The 16,503-nt window shown below is 49.3% G+C and carries 13 protein-coding genes; 9 read left to right on the top strand and 4 right to left on the bottom strand.

The annotated features are described in order from the left end of the window. Positions 1 to 75: 75 nt before the first annotated feature. Positions 76 to 1,869, bottom strand: coding sequence for an ABC transporter substrate-binding protein (locus OZ401_RS05120; protein ID WP_341469633.1), 1,794 nt, complete (start codon positions 1,867 to 1,869; stop codon positions 76 to 78). Between the two features lie 360 nt (positions 1,870 to 2,229). Between OZ401_RS05120 and OZ401_RS05115 the strand changes: the two genes are divergently transcribed. The 6 genes from OZ401_RS05115 to coaBC all read left to right on the top strand — a co-directional run bounded on the left by OZ401_RS05115 (position 2,230) and on the right by coaBC (position 8,802). Then, entirely contained in the window at positions 2,230 to 4,455 is a 2,226-nt protein-coding gene (locus tag OZ401_RS05115; protein WP_341469632.1) for a 6-phosphofructokinase, read from the top strand. A 258-nt stretch (positions 4,456 to 4,713) separates the two neighbouring features. After that, positions 4,714 to 4,962 carry an ATP-binding protein gene (locus OZ401_RS05110; protein WP_341469631.1) on the top strand — a complete coding sequence of 83 codons (249 nt, stop codon included), beginning with the start codon at positions 4,714 to 4,716 and terminating at the stop codon, positions 4,960 to 4,962. Between the two features lie 13 nt (positions 4,963 to 4,975). Then, positions 4,976 to 6,082: a 3-methyl-2-oxobutanoate dehydrogenase subunit VorB gene (vorB, locus tag OZ401_RS05105; protein ID WP_341469630.1), complete on the top strand. Its 1,107-nt coding sequence runs from the start codon at positions 4,976 to 4,978 to the stop codon at positions 6,080 to 6,082. A gap of 19 nt (positions 6,083 to 6,101) precedes the next feature. Continuing rightward, positions 6,102 to 6,872, top strand: a complete 771-nt coding sequence (locus tag OZ401_RS05100) for a thiamine pyrophosphate-dependent enzyme (RefSeq protein ID WP_341469629.1) — start codon at positions 6,102 to 6,104, stop codon at positions 6,870 to 6,872. Between the two features lie 12 nt (positions 6,873 to 6,884). Further along, the gene (locus OZ401_RS05095) at positions 6,885 to 7,436 is read left to right on the top strand and encodes a 2-oxoacid:ferredoxin oxidoreductase subunit gamma family protein (protein WP_341469628.1); all 552 of its coding nucleotides are present in this window, start codon (positions 6,885 to 6,887) and stop codon (positions 7,434 to 7,436) included. A gap of 145 nt (positions 7,437 to 7,581) precedes the next feature. After that, positions 7,582 to 8,802 (top strand): bifunctional phosphopantothenoylcysteine decarboxylase/phosphopantothenate--cysteine ligase CoaBC, encoded by a 1,221-nt coding sequence (gene coaBC / locus OZ401_RS05090; protein ID WP_341469627.1) that lies wholly within the window; start codon positions 7,582 to 7,584, stop codon positions 8,800 to 8,802. A 46-nt stretch (positions 8,803 to 8,848) separates the two neighbouring features. On the opposite strand, the gene OZ401_RS05085 is transcribed toward coaBC, so the two are convergent. From OZ401_RS05085 to mfd, 3 genes are read right to left on the bottom strand one after another with little or no spacing between them, the layout of a single operon-like run. After that, the gene (locus OZ401_RS05085; RefSeq protein WP_341469626.1) at positions 8,849 to 9,631 is read right to left on the bottom strand and encodes a hypothetical protein; all 783 of its coding nucleotides are present in this window, start codon (positions 9,629 to 9,631) and stop codon (positions 8,849 to 8,851) included. 15 nt (positions 9,632 to 9,646) lie between these two features. After that, positions 9,647 to 9,844 carry a hypothetical protein gene (locus OZ401_RS05080; protein ID WP_341469625.1) on the bottom strand — a complete coding sequence of 66 codons (198 nt, stop codon included), beginning with the start codon at positions 9,842 to 9,844 and terminating at the stop codon, positions 9,647 to 9,649. A gap of 46 nt (positions 9,845 to 9,890) precedes the next feature. Beyond that, positions 9,891 to 13,547, bottom strand: a complete 3,657-nt coding sequence (gene mfd, locus OZ401_RS05075; RefSeq protein ID WP_341469624.1) for a transcription-repair coupling factor — start codon at positions 13,545 to 13,547, stop codon at positions 9,891 to 9,893. A gap of 272 nt (positions 13,548 to 13,819) precedes the next feature. On the opposite strand from mfd, the gene OZ401_RS05070 reads away from it, so the two are divergent. From OZ401_RS05070 to OZ401_RS05060, 3 genes are all read left to right on the top strand, one after another. Next, positions 13,820 to 14,134 (top strand): hypothetical protein, encoded by a 315-nt coding sequence (locus OZ401_RS05070; RefSeq protein WP_341469623.1) that lies wholly within the window; start codon positions 13,820 to 13,822, stop codon positions 14,132 to 14,134. 500 nt (positions 14,135 to 14,634) lie between these two features. Next, positions 14,635 to 15,552 carry a TadE/TadG family type IV pilus assembly protein gene (locus OZ401_RS05065; RefSeq protein WP_341469622.1) on the top strand — a complete coding sequence of 306 codons (918 nt, stop codon included), beginning with the start codon at positions 14,635 to 14,637 and terminating at the stop codon, positions 15,550 to 15,552. 45 nt (positions 15,553 to 15,597) lie between these two features. Beyond that, entirely contained in the window at positions 15,598 to 16,476 is an 879-nt protein-coding gene (locus tag OZ401_RS05060) for a TadE/TadG family type IV pilus assembly protein (protein WP_341469621.1), read from the top strand. Positions 16,477 to 16,503 lie beyond the last annotated feature (27 nt).

Below are 16,503 nucleotides of genomic sequence, written 5' to 3'. Positions count from 1 at the left end.
ATTGCCCGCAGAGGGTAACAATCCTGTTATTTGTTAGAAAGGGACGCGGTTGTCTGTGCCCCTGTCTAGTTTTTGTTACTTCACTTCAAGGTTCGTGTAGGGCATGATGCCTAATACGTTGACGCGCAAACCGGAAACGTAAGGGCGTTGCAAAGTGTAGAACTTCGCCCACATTACCGGCATAATTGCAGCATCGTCCATCAATTTGGTTTCCAGTTGATTGTAAACCGCGTTGCGGGCTTTGTCATCCGAGATAGTAAGCGCTTGCTGAAGAAGGGCATCATATTCAGGATTGTTGTAGCCGAACACATTCTGCGGGTTTTTGCTGGAGAACTGGGACAGCACCGAATACTGGTCAGGGAGAGAGGCAATCATCAGAGATGCCCAAGCTGCTACCTTGCCCTGTTGCAATTGGGCAATGAAGCTTTGCTGGTCGGTCACATTAATTCTGACGTTCATACCGAGGTTGGTTTTCAGGGCTTCCTGAATGAACTGGGTAGTACCGGCGATATCGGGACCGGAACCAACCTGCGACAATACTAGTTCAGGCATTTTTGAAGCATCGGCATAACCAGCATCCGCCAGCAATTTCTTAGCTGCGGTAGGGTCATACTTGAGTTTCATCTGTCCGGGTACATAGCCGGGCAGACCACTGGGGATAAGACCGGTGGCGGTGAAACCTGCGCCGTTCAACGGAGTATCATTGATAGCTTGTGAATCGAGTGCCATAGTAACAGCTTGGCGAACTTTAGCATTCTTGAACGGTTCGTAACCGTTGGCGTTCATACCCACATACAGTATGTAGCCCATCCCGATGTCCCACTGTTTGAACATCTTGCCCATTTCGCCGGTGTCTTTTTTCAACCGATTAATTTCATCGGTAAGAAGTGACCAGTGGGCATCAGTTTTGCCGCTCTCGAATACACTGAGGCGATTGGTTGCATCACCTACCAACAGATATTCGATGCGGGTCAGTTTGACTTTGCTACCAAACCAGTTGGGGTTAGGGGTCAACGCAATTTGCTGCCCATGCTGCCACTCTGCCAATTGGAATGGACCTGCACCGGCGCTTTTGGTTTCCCACCATTTCGGGTCACTCTCAACAATATCTTTGTTCAGAATGAAAGCGGCACTACTAGCCAACTTGCTGGGCAAGAAGGGAACGGAACTTTTCAGGGTGAGTTCGATAGTAGTGTCATCAATTACTTTAATACCACTGATTTTGTCGGCGGTACCAGCAAATTTTTCAGCTGCGCCTACAATATCACTCACGGTGCTGTAAGCCGACGTACTTTTCAGCTTGCTGTCAGCGGCGCGTTCGTAAGTATAAGCTACGTCTGCGGCGGTTACCTGTCTTCCGCTTGAAAACTTGGCAGCAGGGTTTAGGGTGAAAGTCCATACTTTGTTATCCGCGCTGACTTTCCATTCCTTGGCGATACCCGGTATTATGTTGGCTTTCTCATCGTAATCAGACAAACCAATGTATAAGTTACCATACATGTAGCGGGTAGTGTAGCCGGCGGGTTGGACGGCTTGCGGGTCAAGGGTTGTCGGATCGGGACCAAACCAAACTTCGCGATAAATACCGGGATGTCCACTGCTTGCAACTGCGGCGGTGGCAGCGGCGGTAGTAGCGGCAGCGGTAGTAGCACCAGCAGCGGCGGTAGTAGCGGCAGCAGTGGTAGCACCGGCTGCGGCAGTAGTAGCTGCTTTAGTAGTACCGGCAGCGGTGGTAGCGGCAGCAGTAGTGGCGCTAGCGGTAGTAGCCACGGGGGTTGCAGTATTGTCACCGCAAGCTCCGAGGATTGCAGTAACAACCATCAAAAATACTGCTACTACTGACAGCCGAGAATAACGTCTGTTTCTCAAATCTCACTCCTCCTATTTTTAAAATTTGTCTGATAGAACAACGGGCTGTTTAAACCCTATGGACTAAATCGGAATAGTTCAACGTGGGGAAAAAGTAGTTCCCGATTCAGACTACTACATAGAAAGTACCACTAAAATAGGCTAATCGCTGTAACCTGAACTACCAAACGCAAATTAGTTTAAAGATATACCTATAGTTGTCTAAGAAAATTTTAATCTCATATGATTAGAACTTTGCTTGAGGAGGGCATTGCGATTGCTTCGGAACAACTTGGCAAGTGCTATAATATTAAAAGTCAGATGATTTTAGCATCTGCATGGTTTTAAAACGCGACGCACGCGCTGGAAAGGTTTTTTTTCATGACCACTGCACAGGAAATTGCAATTGGAGTACTGACAAGTGGCGGGGATGCGCAGGGTATGAACGCTGCACTGAGGGCAATTGTGCGCTCAGCCATTATCAGGAACGCTACAGTTTATGCCATTTACGAAGGCTATAAGGGTATGGTGCAAGGTGGCGATCTTATCCGTGAGATGACTTGGAACGATGTTGGCGGTATCCTGCAGCGCGGCGGGACCGTAATCGGAACTGCTCGCTGTGCCGAGTTTCGCACTAGAGAAGGTCGCCTAGAAGCGGCTTTTCATTTGGTTGAACGGGGCATCGACAGGTTGGTTATTATCGGAGGCGATGGTAGCCTCACCGGAGCTAACATTTTCCGCCAGGAATGGTCTTCGCTGGTAGCGGAGTTGGTTGGCGCTGGAAGAATCACCAAAGAGGAAGCAGACAAACATCCTTTTCTTGGAATTGTAGGTTTGGTCGGTTCTATTGATAACGATATGTATGGAACCGATATGACTATTGGCGCAGATACAGCGCTGCATCGTATCACCGAGGCACTAGACGCATTGACCAGCACCGCTGCAAGTCATCAGCGTACTTTTGTAGTGGAGGTGATGGGTCGTAACTGTGGTTATCTCGCCCTGATGAGTGCAGTTGCCGGGGGCGCAGACTGGGTTTTGATACCGGAAAACCCCCCGGATGTTGATGACTGGGAACAGTATATGTGCGATCTGATTCGCGCCGGAAGAAAAGCGGGAAGGCGCGAGAGTATCGTGGTGGTGGCAGAGGGCGCTCGTGATAAGAATGGCTGCTCGATTTCTAGCGATTATATTCGCAAAGTGTTGCAAGAGCGTTTGGGTGAAGATACCCGCGTTACTATTCTTGGGCATGTGCAGCGCGGTGGTTCTCCGAGTGCTTTCGATCGCTGGATGAGTACGTTGGTAGGCTATATGGCAGTTGAGGAATTGCTCAACAGTACGCCTGAGAGCGAGCCACAACTTATCGGTATTCGCTATAATCGGATCACACATACTCCCTTGATGCAGGATGTCGAGCAAACCCGCGCTCTTACAAAACATATCGCTGAAAAAGAATATGCCAAAGCAATGGAACTGCGCGGCGGCAGCTTCCGCGAGATGTACAATACTTTCCAGGCGCTGGCACAGGCTTTGCCATCTGTGACTCACCCGGAAAAGGTTTTTCGATTTGGCATTTTGAATGCGGGTGCGCCTGCTCCGGGTATGAACACTGCGGTGCGGGCGGCAGTAAGGTTGGTACTAGATCGCGGACATTCGGTACTGGGTATCCACAACGGCTTTGAAGGCTTGATCAATGGCGATATTCGAGAACTGGAATGGGGCGATGTTGATGGTTGGACTTCGACGGGTGGGGCGGAACTGGGCACCAGCCGCTTGATTCCAAGCGGTCAGGCTATTTATTCCATTGCCCGCAACCTTGAGACGTACAATATCAATGCTTTATTGGTAGTTGGCGGCTGGGAGTGTTACGAAACCATATACAAATTACACACCGAGCAGTCTAATTTTCCGGCATTCAACATCCCGATGATTTGTCTGCCAGCCAGCATCGACAATAATCTACCCGGTTCTGAACTCAGCATCGGTGCGGATACTGCTCTGAATAATATTGTCGAGGTAGTGGATAAGATAAAGCAGTCGGCGGTAGCAGCGCGCCGTTGCTTCGTGGTAGAAGTGATGGGTCGTTATTGCGGCTATCTCGCTTTGATGAGTGGGCTTGCAACCGGAGCAGAACGGGTTTATCTTCATGAAGAGGGGATTCGACTGCAAGATTTGCAAAATGACTTGCAAGATATGACCGAAGGTTTCAAGCATGGGAAACGCTTGAGTCTAATGATCCGCAACGAAAACGCCAACTCTTTGTACACTACCAGTTTCTTATGTTCGCTGTTCGAAGAAGAAGGGCGCGGGATTTTTGATGTACGGCAAGCGATTCTGGGACATTTGCAAGAGGGCGGCAACCCTAGCCCCTTTGACCGGATTCAGGCTACAAGGCTGGCGGCGCGTTGTGTGAAACATCTGATCGAGCAACTCGAAACCGGCAAAGTTGATGGGTCTTTCATCGGTATTAAGGGCGGTAAAGTAGAGATACTTGATATTGAGGAAATGCCGCGTATGGTTGATCCGGTCAGTCGCAGACCTAAAGACCAATGGTGGCTGAATTTGAGAACGGTGGCTCGTTTGCTGGCGCGGGATAATCCGAAGTAAAAACTAGCCTCTATATTAAGGGAGCGGTTAACCATAAAAGGTCAATCGCTCTCCTTTATTTAAACCGCTAACCCCACAAAATTTTAAGCTGTCTACTCGGTAATTTACCCCATATTTACCAAATTTTATGATTATTTAAACCTTAATCGAGTATGCTGGAATTGTAACTACCTTAAGTACGGACAATATTTACTTTATTTATCGCCTATACAACGTTCCGTACAAAATCATTTCGTTCTTACACAAGGAGGTGTCGGAATGCGCGGGACAATCGTCATTGACGAAAACAGGTGTAAAGGCTGTTCGCTTTGCACTACCGTCTGTCCCAAAGAGATAATCCATATAGCGGATTGCATTACTCCGCGTGGTTATCACCCCGCTCATCTGGTAGACCCACAGAATCTTTGCACCGGATGTCTGCTTTGTTCCACTATATGCCCTGATACTGCAATAACCGTTTATCGCGAAAGCGCCCGAAAACAGAGCGCCGCGGCTTTAGTTTCCTGATGAGGAGGATGCTATGGTTAAAGAACTCTGGAAGGGGAATGAGGCAATCGCGGAAGCGGCAGTGCGCGCCGGTATGGAAGCTTATTTTGGCTATCCAATCACTCCCCAAACCGAATTACTGGAATATTTATCGCGCCGTATGCCCGAACTGGGACGGGTCTTTATTCAGGCGGAAAGCGAACTGGCAGCCATTAATATGGTGTATGGGGCGGCAGTGGCAGGTGCCTATACCATGACTTCGTCTTCTAGCCCCGGCATGTCTTTGATGCAGGAAGGCTTATCCTATATAGCAGCCTCAAATGTACCCTGCGTGATTGTCGATATGATGCGAGGTGGTCCCGGTCTTGGCAATTTGGGCGCATCGCAAGCCGATTATTTTCAGCTTACCAAAGGGGGCGGGCATGGCGATTATCGCCCGATTGTGTACGCGCCCAACTCAGTGCAAGAAGCAGTTGACATAACTTATAGAGCTTTTGAAATTGCCGAAAAATATCGCACTATCGTGATAATTGCGGGGGATGGCAATATCGGGCAGATAATGGAACCCGCCGAGATGCCTCCGATGAAAACGCTGGAGAAGAAGGACAAAGGTTGGGAACTAACCGGAGCTAAAGGGCGCGCGCGCCGATGGATTACTTCTCTTTATCTGCAAACCGAAGAACTGGAAGCTGAAAACCTGCGTTTGCGGGAGAAGGAAGCCCTGATTCGGGAAAATGAAGTGTGCTATGAGGAACGTTGGACTGAACATGCTGAGTTATTGGTGGTAGCGTTTGGTTCGGCAGCGCGTGGCGCGTGGTCGGCAGTTAAGGAAGCGCGCGAACGTGGGATAATGGCGGGCTTCTTCCGCCCGATTTCCCTTTCGCCTTTTCCTTATACACGTTTGGAAGAACTGTCGCAGCATGTCAAAGAAATACTGGTGGTGGAGTGTAACGCCGGGCAGATGGTTGAGGATGTGCGCTTGGCGGTAGGCTCGCAGGCGATGGTTAAATTCTACGGTAGGATGGGCGGGACTGTGCCGCTGCCCGATGAAATTCTGACCGAGATAATAACCTATGAAACAACATCGGCTTACCGGGTTACGGCTCAACCTGAAATGCCAGAACTGGCATTAATGGCATAGTGGGAAAGGATGATGGAAAATGTCAACCGATACTTTACAGGTTGTGTACCAAAGACCGGACGCACTGACACCAGCCCTGACCCATTATTGCCCCGGTTGCACCCATGGGGTGATTCATCGTTTGGTGGCGGAAGTGCTGGATGAACTGGAAATAAGGGACAAAACTATCGGGGTAGCTTCGGTAGGTTGCTCGGTTTTCGCCTACAACTATTTCAATACCGATTTCGCGCAAGCTCCGCATGGGCGCGCTCCGGCAATGGCAACGGGCATTAAAAGAGTGCATCCCGATAGTGTAGTTTTTACCTATCAAGGCGATGGCGATCTTGCTTCTATCGGCATAGCTGAAATTATTCATGCGGCGGCACGGGGCGAGAATATCACCGTTATATTCGTCAACAACGCGGTGTATGGCATGACGGGCGGGCAAATGGCTCCTACTACTCTGCCGGGTATGCGTACTACCTCCTCTACTTTGGGTAGGAATGTGGCAACGATGGGCTATCCTTTGCGGGTTTCGGAATTGCTGGCAAATCTGGAGGGCGTTAGTTATGTGGTGCGCCGTTCGGTGCATGACCCTGGCAACATCAACAAGACCAAAAAGGCGATTAAGACCGCTTTCAAGGCGCAGTTGATGGGTAAAGGGCTGGCGTTGGTAGAAATTCTTTCGTCATGCCCGGTGAACTGGGGTATTGAACCGCCCGATGCTCTTAAGTTTATCAAAGAAAAAATGATACCCTATTTCCCGCTCGGCGATTTCAAGGTAGCTGACGAGTTAAAGGCGCTGGAGTAAGGAGGCTTTGCCATGCATGAAGAGATTATACTTTCAGGTTTCGGGGGGCAAGGCGTTCTGTTTGCCGGGCAGTTGCTGGCATATGCCGCGCTGGCGGAAGAGCGCCACGTAACTTGGATTCCATCCTACGGACCGGAAATGCGCGGCGGAACGGCGCATTGCACCGTTTGTATATCCGATGAGGAGATAGGCTCGCCGTTGGTACGCCATCCTTCTGCGGTATTACTAATGAACCCGCCTTCGTTCCAGCGTTACATGCCACTGGTTAGACCGGGCGGTTTGCTTGTGTTGGATGAGGGCATGATTTCTGAACGCTCTAATCGCGATGATATTCATGAGGTGGCGATTCCGGCTAAAGCTATTGCCGCAGAGCTAGGCTTTGACCAAATTGCCAACCTTGTTTTGCTGGGGGCGTTGGTGGCAGCTACTGGCGTGGTTAAATTTGAAACGCTGGATAAGGTGTTGGAAGAACACCTGAGTCTGCGCCACCAAGATGCGTTGGTTTCTAACCGACTCGCGCTTCGGCGTGGCGCGGAATACAGCCTTCCGCTAAGTTTGAAATAACCTTTTTCTTACGTGAAAGAACAGGTGGGTGTATTTTACCAACCCCACCTGTTCTTTTTGTTGTCTAATCGGCGCGTTTGCGTATAGAATATGAGCAGACTGAAATCGCAAATCCTAAAAATCTCATTAGAACAGGTTAATTGCTATGACCCTGAAAGACAGAAACATTTTGCTGGGCGTTTCCGGCGGAATCGCGGCTTATAAGGTGGCGCAACTCGCCCGCGACCTCACTAAAGAGGGGGCAAAGGTGGATGTGGTAATGACCGAAGCCGCCACCCGTTTTGTTACTCCGCTTACCTTCCAAGCGTTGACCCATCGCAAGGTTTATACCGATTTGTGGCAGGAATGGACGGAGGAGGAAAAGGGGCATGTGACGTTGGCTCACCGGGCGGAACTGGCGGTTATTGCGCCCGCTACTGCCGATATAATTGCGCGGTTAGCGCAAGGGCTGGCGAACGATATTCTGACTACTTCCATACTAGGCTGCACTGCCCCGCTGATAATTGTCCCGGCGATGGAGAGCAATATGTATCAGCACCCTGCCACTCAGCAGAATCTTGCCACTCTTAGGGAACGCGGCGCGTTTATCCTTGAACCGGGGGTAGGGATGCTGGCGAGTGGGGCAAGTGGGGTTGGGCGGATGCCAGAGCCGGAGGAGATTTTGGGCTATATCAGGCTGGCGTTGGGGAAAAACTCCGGCGATTTGATAGGCAAGCGCCTTATTATTACGGCAGGCGGGACGCAAGAACCGTTAGACCCGGTGCGTTATCTGGGCAATCGCAGCAGCGGGCAAATGGGTTACGCGCTGGCGCAGGCAGCGTTGGAACGGGGCGCAGATGTCACGCTCATAAGCGGGCCAGTGAATCTGAAACCCCCGGTGGGTTGCAAGTTCGTTAGCGTAAAAACCGCCCGTGAGATGGAAGCAGCGGTGCAACGCGCTCTTTTTGAGGACGAATTGCCTGCTGATGTGTTGGTGATGGCAGCGGCGGTAGCAGATTTTCGCCCGGTGACTTCTAGCGACCACAAAATAAAGAAGGATAAAACTGCACCCACGATTGAGCTAACCCTAAATCCTGATATTCTGGGTGGCTTGAAAGACGCGCCCGGTCTGGAGAAACTGTTGCGGGTGGGCTTTGCCGCCGAAACGGATGATTTGCATGCCAATGCTGAGAAGAAGTTGAATAATAAGAATCTGGATATGATTGTGGCGAATGAAGCGGTGAGTAGCATCGGGCACAGCGATAATCAGGTGACGTTGATTGAACGCGGCGGGATAATTACCGAGTTTGAGCGCAAGCCCAAACGGGCAGTGGCAGAGTTAATTCTCGATAAGGTGGTGGAACTGCTGGCAAAGAAGACAGCATAAATCAAAAAGCGTGGGTTTCTTACGCCCACGCCAGATTCCAGTACGCTTATTGCATTTTGCTTTCCAGCGCGTCCATATCCGCCATAATCTCGTTGAGCATCATGCGCTGCGGGCTGCTGAGATTGACTTCTGCCTGACCGTGCAATTCTGCAATCAATTTCTCTTGCGCCTTTATTTCTTCGGGTTGAATCACACCGTCTGCAATAGCGGCTTGCCAAGTGGGCATGCGTGAGTAGGTGGCAAAGAAAACCTGATGCGCCGATTCTGGGTCAAACCAACTTGCGCGAGGTGGAATGAAGCCCGGTTCGGGCCATTGCGCCAAAGGCAACCCTTGTGGGGCATAGCCGGTCTGGTAATAATTGTTGGGTGGTGGCGGTGGGGTTGCTATGCCCTGATTTTGCCAAAGCGGTATGGCAGGTGCATAGGTAGGAAACCGTCCGGTTCGTTGGTAAATATAAGTGTTCAGGAAAGAACTTGCATCGTCATCCAATCTGCTTTGCTGCCAAGCTCCTACAATGGATGTAACCAACAGCGGTTGGAAGAATAAAAGCCCTACCGCACCGCTAACAAGTTTATCACCCCAGATTCCTCCGCCGAACTCCACCAGCATTTGCCCTTCTTGCGGCTGACTAAAGGCAACCGTAAGCGCTAACGAAAGCCCGAAAATGCTACGTCCAAGACTTTCCTTGTGCGCGTCTACAAAAATACGCCCGATTGGGTCAGTATAAACGTAAGTGCTAAAACCCTGCGACTGAAACCACTGAGCGGCAACGCCGGATAGTTCGGGCACGGGAAGCCCGTTTGTACCAAAAAAACATGCCTGAGCCATTTTTTGTGCCTTCCTTTATGCTTGACTCGGTCTGTCGTTATTGGCGGCAGAGGTATTGGGATAGGTACGCATCGCTGTTAATACGCCACGTTCGGCAAACAAGCGCGTCAATAGCGCGTGCTGCTGGTCGTTCAAAGTGGTTTCAAGCTCGCGCAACTCCCGATTAATTTTTTCAACCAGTGCAGTATAGTCTTTCGGCTGTTCTTCACTCATAGGATGCTCCCTTCACATTCTTTACTACTTTGATCCATCGGTTTTTTTAGCCGGTTAATTCTTCCAAAAGTTCTTTCAAACGAGTTTGCCAATTATTTTTAAGAATACGGGTATTCAACCGTATCTGATTCGGGCTAATCCGCAATGCCTCCCCAAATTCTTTCATCAGGCGGCGCGGGTCAACATTAGCGCGCCCGGTGGGATGAGGCTTCGTATTTGCCTGTGCTTGTTTTGACACCTTACGACGCATTTCTGTTTCAAGAGTTGGGGCAGACCAGCGCAAGAAGATTTCGCCTTCTTGCTCGATGATACTTTCGATGCCAGCCCTAATTGCCAACACTTTGATGTCGAGTAGGTAGATGAGGTTTCGGGCGGGTTCGGGCAATGCGCCGAAACGCTCCTCCATTTCGCGCATAAGCTCGCGAATTTGGGTTGAGGATTTGAGCGGTGCCGCCAATTTACGATACATATCGAGGCGTATGGCTTGGTCTTGCACATACTCTTCGGGAAGGAAAGCAGGGAGTGGCAGCGCCAGCGAAACGGTGGGCGCATCCACCAGCGCCTCGATCGGGCGCACTTCTGAACCTTTCGCCTCCTCGATTGCTTCTTCCAGCAATCGCACGTAAAGCTCGAAGCCTACCGCACTGATATGCCCGCTCTGTTCTGCACCGAGCAGGTTGCCTGCGCCTCGTATTTCAAGGTCGCGCATAGCGATTTTAAAGCCTGCCCCTAACTCTTGCGTTTCCAGCATGGTATCGAGACGCTTCTGTGCCTCTTCGGTCATAACAGTGCCGGGTTTGTAGAGAAAGTAGGCATAACCCCGGTTCGCGCCGCGTCCCACTCGTCCTCTAAGCTGGTAAAGTTGGGCAAGACCGTACATGATGGCATTATCAATTATAAGGGTGTTGGCGTTCGGAATATCCAACCCCGACTCGATAATGGTGGTACACACCAGCACATCCGCTTCGCCGCTGGTAAAATCTAGCATCATCCGCTCTAGTTCATGCTCTTCCATTTGCCCGTGACCAACGATAATGCGGGCGTGAGGCACAAGTTCCTTGAGATGGTGTGCTACTTGCGCGATGGATTGCACCCGATTATGCACAAAAAAGACCTGTCCCCCGCGTTCGAGTTCGCGCAAAATCACTTCGCGCACTATCGAATCGTTATAAGCGGTGACATAGGTTTTTACGGGCAGTCGCGCTTCGGGGGGCGTTTCGATTACGCTCATATCGCGAACGCCCGTGAGGGACATGTAAAGGGTGCGCGGAATCGGCGTGGCGGAGAGGGTCAACACATCCACCTCGTGCTTGAGTTGTTTGAGCCTTTCCTTATGCTTGACCCCAAAACGCTGTTCTTCGTCTATCACCAGCAAGCCAAGATTTTTAATGGCGATGTCTTTTTGCAATAGGCGATGTGTGCCGATTACGATGTCCACTTCGCCGCGTCGCAACCTTTCCACCACCATATCTTGCTCTTTTTTGCTGCGGAAGCGTGAGAGCACCTCGATGTTGGTGGGGAATCCGGCAAGGCGTTGCTTGAAAGTTTGGTAGTGCTGTTGCGCCAGAATAGTGGTAGGCACTAGTACCGCCACCTGTTTGCCGTCCACCACCGCCTTGAACGCGCCCCGCAAAGCTACTTCCGTTTTGCCATAGCCCACATCCCCGCAGATGAGGCGATCCATCGGATGCTCGGATTCCATGTCCGATTTCATATCGTTAATGGCACGTAACTGATCGGGCGTTTCGGTGTAGGGGAAGGCATCCTCCATCTCGCGCTGCCACGAGTTATCAATGGAATAGGGGGTGCGCTGGCGAATGGCGCGTTGGCTGTAGAGTTCCAGCAATTCTTTGGCGATGTCCTCTACCGCGCTACGCACCTTGCGTTTGGTGCGAGTCCACTCACCGCTGCCCAAACGGTGTAAGGTGGGATGTGCCAGTCCGGGCGAGCTAAAGGGCAAAACCCGGTCAACTTGCTCGATAGGTACGTAGAGTTTATCGTTTTCGGCATATTTTAGGAACAAGAACTCGCGTTCCACCGCGCCGGGTTGTCCCCCTTCCGGCTTGAAAGTTACCAGCCCTTCGTAGCGAGCGATGCCATGCTCAACATGCACCACGTAATCGCCGGGCTTGAGTTCGCGCAGGAATGCTTCGCGCTGACTCTGCGTGCGCCGTGTGCCTTCGGCTCTTTCGGTGCCGCGCCGAACTTGCTTGCTCCAGCCGTATATCTCACGATCGGTTAGTACCACCGCGCCTAGTTCGGGGGCGCGCCAACCTGATAGCAACCCGCCCGCCAACAAATTAAAAGAGCCGGGTGAAGGCATAGCGGTGAGGGTGTTTGCGCTACCTTTCTTTTGTAGCACCGGAAACAGGTCATGATCTTCGAATTGTTCGAGTAGGCGTTCGGCTTGCTGACTAACAATAATCACGCGCTGCCCGGTTTTGAGATATTCAGCGGTATCTTCCACCAAACGCTCGGTTTGTCCGGCATATTCGGGTGGATTGCGGAAATTATCCAGATTGGTTGAAAAGGTGGCAGGCGTAGGAGTATAGATAGGACGCGCTGTTTCAAAAAGGCGATCATCCGCTTCATCGGCACGCTCTACGCTTAGTTGGGTGAAAGCGGTCACGCAACTTTCCAATTCGGCGCGATTAAAGTAGGGACGCAATAACCCGATGGGCATTTCACCCTGTCGCTCGAATTCGGCGCGTAAAGATTCAGCCTGTCCCACAAGTTCTTCCACCGCAAACTCAAATTGAGCTTCGCCGTCCATTATTACCAATGTGCCGTTCGGTAAGTGATGCGTGAGGTTGCTGATTTGCCCGTTCTCGCCGAAATAGGGCATAAACTGCTCGACACCTTCGAAATAGTCGCCCTCTTCGAGACGGCTAAGGATGCGCTGCCATTCCTCTTTTACTTCGCTGCGTAACTCCCCAATCTCAATATTCGCAAGCTGCTCAAGAACCGAAGCTGAACGCCACAGTGGTACTTCACCGGGTGGGTTTATACCAAACTGCTCTATTTGTTCACGGCTACGCTGGCTGGCAGTATCAAACAAGCGTATACTTTCAATCTCGTCACCGAAAAGCTCAAGCCGCACTGGGTCGGTGGCTGTGCTGGGAAAAAGATCGAGGATGCCGCCTCGTTTCGAGAATTGTCCGGGGCGTTCTACCAGCGACTCGGCGTTATAGCCTATGCGTACCAGTTGCCGCAATAGCTGATTAAGCTCTATACGTTGCCCTTTTTTGAGAGTAAAGCTGGCGCTTTGGAAATCGGCAGGCGAAATCGTAGGTAGCATCAGGGCTTTGGCGCTGCTCACCACCACAAGTTGCGCCAGTTCTTGCATGTTTGAGTAATGCAGCGCGGAAAGGGTAGCGAGCCTGCCTGCGCTGATGTCGGGGTCAAGCCCGATGCGTTCGTAGGGCATAGTATCGGGCGTGTGCCAATTTAAAACGCTTTTAGGAGTTTGGCTGTAAATCGAAATCTGTTCTGCCAGCACACGCGCTTGCGCCGGGCGTGCCGCGATGACCAGTAATGGGCGTTTGAGATACACTTGCAGAGCGGCATAGAAAAAGGGGCGGGCTGCCATACTAAGCCCGCCCACTTTTACCCGCGCGTTTCCAGCGGACAATTCGGCAACGAGACGCTTGAACGAGGCTGTATCGGTAATTAAGGGTAAAAGACCCGCCAGATTTAGTGACACTTTGCGCCTTTCAAAAATCACGATTCCAAAGCTATTCTCGGTTAAAGATTATAGCATGGGTGCTCTCGTAATCTTATATGTTATATAAACCTGCTATAGTTAATAAAGTGGGCTTAGGGTTAGTATAGATATTCAAACGGTACAGAATTATGACATTATCCTTCAGCACAAAAGCTGATTTAGCTAAGCAGGGCGTAAATTGGCTTAAAACAAATCATTATGAACTTATTTCGAGCTTTGCTGATATGCTAGCCGCCAGGCGATTGGAGAGTTTGGAAACTCTTCCTTTCGAGGAATGCCACAAATTGGCTGCGCAAAGCCTTAAATCCATGATTAACCGCTTAGACTCAAAACCTTTTGATTTAGACGAGCAGAAACTCCTGATGTTCGAGGCGTTGCAGCATGGCTTAACCATCGAATATATGACTCTTACTGTCGATCTCTTGCTAGATACTATTTTTATCGAGAGCAAAAAGGGGATTACAAGCGCAGAAGTACGAGAAACATTAGTTGCTAAAGCCACTTATTTTATGAACTTGCTAAAATCTACGATGGCAGCCGCTTTTGTAAAATACAATCTCGAATGAGAAATCTAAACATGGATTCGCTGCTTTAGATTACGTAAATGGTAGGAGACGAAAATCGCGCGGCAAAGCGATAAAGTCATCACAACATCTCTGTTCAAGACCCCATAAAATATTCTCCTCACCGCTAATAATTTCTGTTGCCAATTATTACCTCTTACTTCACATACAGTGTTTTATATCATATAATTATGTGAAGTTATCATGATATAATCCGAATCGAAATAGAAAAAGCCCTTTCAAAATTACAATTACTTAATTTTGCGAAAAAAGTAGTTCCTATTTTTTAGCTATAGTCGTAGAATTATTCATAGAAATAAATAAATGTGAAAGCGTTATTGTCACAAAAGGTATAAGTATTGCTTATACCCAGATACAGTACCATCTTGCTATTGTTTCAAAGCGCATACTTAACTACTATTTAAACATATAATACTATATAGATTCATGATTATCTTTATAGTTGGGCTATGTCATTTGTACTATTGGGGAGCAGTAAACTAATGTTTCACCTCAAAAACTTGCGCAAGCCAGCGTTAGATAAGGGTCTGCGCCGTTCTGAATCCGGGCAATCGTTGCTGGAATTTGCAATCGCACTCCCATTTCTCCTGATGTTAATTGTAGTAATGGTAGAAGTTGGCTTTCTACTACGCACTCACACCAGTGTAGTATCTACTGTGCGTGAGTCTGTTCGTAATGCGAGCGCTGCCGGTAACGCCGATCCGTATGATACGAACTATAAACCAACTATGCAAGATGGTGATTATCTGATTGTAAGCTTGGTAAATACTAACCTCAGCGATCAAATAGGCAATATTAAATTACTTACAACCTATCGGGCAGATTCTACCGCCGGACGAACCGGCACAGGTACTAATGACGGCACCGCCAAAGTTTGGCCTGTTGTTACTACGGTAGCACAAGGTGGACGTACTAGCGGAGTACCTTTCCAACGTGTTTTTGCAAAAAATGCCAATTCAACCCAATACACTACTCAAGTGCTGACAAGTACAGCTTGTACCACTGCCCTTACAGCTGCCGGTATGCCTACCGCCGGCTCAAATCCATGTGGTTATAATTGGATTCCTACTTCCACCGATACTACAAAATTGCCGCCTCGCAAAATAGAGGCAACTGCATATACTGTTACAACTGCTACTGCCAAGGATAACATGGATCCGTGGTATCCCACTTTTCGGCGATGTCGAGATATTACACAGGGGATTACCAGTGATATATCGCAATCCTTGAATAATCCCAATTATTATAATAATCCGCAGGTGTCCGCACATTGGCTGGCAGTAAGGATTGACTACAGCTATAACTGGAATAATACAACCGGAGTTTTAGGGTTTCTCCCAGCAACCACTTTGTCTGATCGGGCGATAAAGATACTAGAGCCAAACCCGGCTATATGTTAGGCTTTCGGGTGCAAGGGATAGTGCAAATGCAAAGGTTGCCAGATTATGAATTATAAATATAGTGGAAAAATAAAGGAATTATTACACAGAACCGCTCGTTTTATACGCGGTTCTTCCGGGCATGGTGCTAGTATAGCTTTCAGACCGACCTCTGCACAGGCTTTACTGGAGTTTGTGTTGGTTACAATTCCAATGCTTATAACTATGGTCGGTATCTTCGAATTCGGTTTGTTATACAATGATGTTGCCAAGCTCGATTTTACAACCCGTGAGGTAACTCGTATTTTAGGGATTTGTTCAAATGGCTGTGATTCAAGCGACAATTACAATCTAGCTTCTTCATCGTCAGGAAAGCCAATTCCATATGATATAGCGGCGTTAGCTTTTATCAGCGCTTCTGATAACCCTGCCCCGCTTACCCCAGAGAATATTAACTATATACATCTACAACGCACAAGTATTGACGGTTCTCTTAGTGTTTCTCTAACTGGTACAACCTATATTAGTAAAGGTTCTTCACTACCGGTAGATGTTTACACCACGTATGGTTCTGATGGAAACCGTTTAGGTATGCGTCCTTTCTATGCGCATTATGTTTATACAACTACGCAGAGTACGTTTGCTCCTTATGTTAGTGATGATTCCTATGTGCCAGCAGGAGTAAGTCTTTCGCAACTGCCTTATAATTATCGTGGCTGGCCTTCAAAAGGTTATGATTCCGGAAAGGGCTGGGTTAACGGTCGGAATGTATGCGAACCAACTGACCGTTTCTATGTAGAAATATCCTATAAACATAAATGGATTACACCTTTGGTACCCTGGACAGGCAGTAACTCATCAATTAATCTGACTAGGCGAGTACCGGGAAAAATCGAGCCATTGTTCTTTCAAGGAACTCAAGTATCGCCAGGAATCTGCGTCTGATCCGGACTATTTTCAAGGCTAAGGGCT

The sequence above is a fragment of the Candidatus Chlorohelix allophototropha genome (assembly GCF_030389965.1).
Lineage (GTDB): Bacteria > Chloroflexota > Chloroflexia > Chloroheliales > Chloroheliaceae > Chlorohelix > Chlorohelix allophototropha.
The sequence above is the reverse complement of the archived record's forward strand: the minus strand, read 5'-3'. Positions and strand labels throughout refer to the sequence as shown.